The sequence below is a fragment of the Bradyrhizobium guangdongense genome (genome assembly GCF_006483445.1).
In the GTDB taxonomy this organism is placed as follows: domain Bacteria; phylum Pseudomonadota; class Alphaproteobacteria; order Rhizobiales; family Xanthobacteraceae; genus Bradyrhizobium; species Bradyrhizobium guangdongense_A.
The window spans coordinates 1-1088 of sequence record NZ_PPPT01000196.1 but is presented as its reverse complement, the minus strand read 5'-3'; the positions used below and the strand labels follow the sequence as shown (position 1 = coordinate 1088).

General features: G+C 67.0%; 1 protein-coding gene and 1 pseudogene. Both read right to left on the bottom strand.

The annotated features are described in order from the left end of the window. Positions 1-418, bottom strand: a pseudogene (locus C2U70_RS26825) (tryptophan--tRNA ligase); the annotation flags it as partial. Between the two features lie 80 nt (positions 419-498). Next, on the bottom strand, positions 499-1088 hold a 590-nt coding region (locus tag C2U70_RS26820; protein ID WP_186294494.1), incomplete at its 5' end, for a lipid II flippase MurJ.

Genomic DNA, 1088 nt, shown 5'->3' with positions numbered 1-1088 from the left:
CAGCCGCCATCAGCACCGGATAGTCGTAGAGACCGACCGAGGCGTTCTCGCGATCCTTGCCCGCCTTCTCCTTGAACTGGGTCATGCGGTTGAGCCAGCCCAGGCGCGCGACGCAGTTGAAGATCCAGGCGAGCTCGGCGTGGCCGGAGACCTGGCTCTGGTTGAACACGATGTGCTTCTTCGGGTCGATGCCGGCCGCGATGAACGCCGCGGTCACCTCGCGGGTGTTGCGCGCGAGCTCGGCCGGTCCGCCCCAAACGTCCAGGCTCTGCGTGATCGCATGCATGTCGACGACGCAATAGATGCAGTTATGAGTCTGCTGCATCTTCACGAAGTTGACGATCGCGCCGAGATAGTTGCCGAGGTGCAGATTGCCCGTCGGCTGGACGCCCGAAAAAACCCGTTCAACGAATGGCATGGCAAGCGGTCCTGGAAGCCTTCCTGAGGTGCCGTCGTTTCCAACAGCAGGGCTGCGCCGTCAAGTGTATTTCGCCGTGTTCAAGCGCCCTGGTCGCGCGGAGCCGGCCGTTTCAGGGCGTTAACCGCCTCGCGCCAGGAGGCGACGCCCAGGGTCTGGATCAGCAGGGCGTACACCGCAATTCCGGCCGCAATCTGGAGGGCGACAGCGATGAGCCTGACAACACCGTGGCGGCCGGCGGGCGCCAGCCCCGAGGTCAGCCAAAGCAGGGCGCCCATCGCGAGCGCGGCAAGCACGATCCGCGGCAGCCGGCGCTGTGCGGCTTCGTCGACGGCAAAGCCGAACTCGCTTGCGCCCTTGCGCAGCAGGGACGCCGCGCTGCTCCAGGCACCGGCCGCGATGCCGGCGGCGATGCCCGTCGCGCCGAACAGGTGGCCGAGCAGGAACGCCAGCGCCACCGCGACCACAAAACCCTTCGCGGTCGCCAGCAGCGGCGTCATCGTGTCGTTGCGCGCGTAGAAGGCGGGCGACAGCGCCTTGATCAGAACATGGGCGGGCAGGCCGAGCGCCAACAGCATCAGCGCCCGCGCGGTCGCAGCGCTATCGCTCGCCGAGAAGGCGCCGTGCTCAAACAGCAACCGCACGATCGGTTCCGCCAGCACGATCAGGC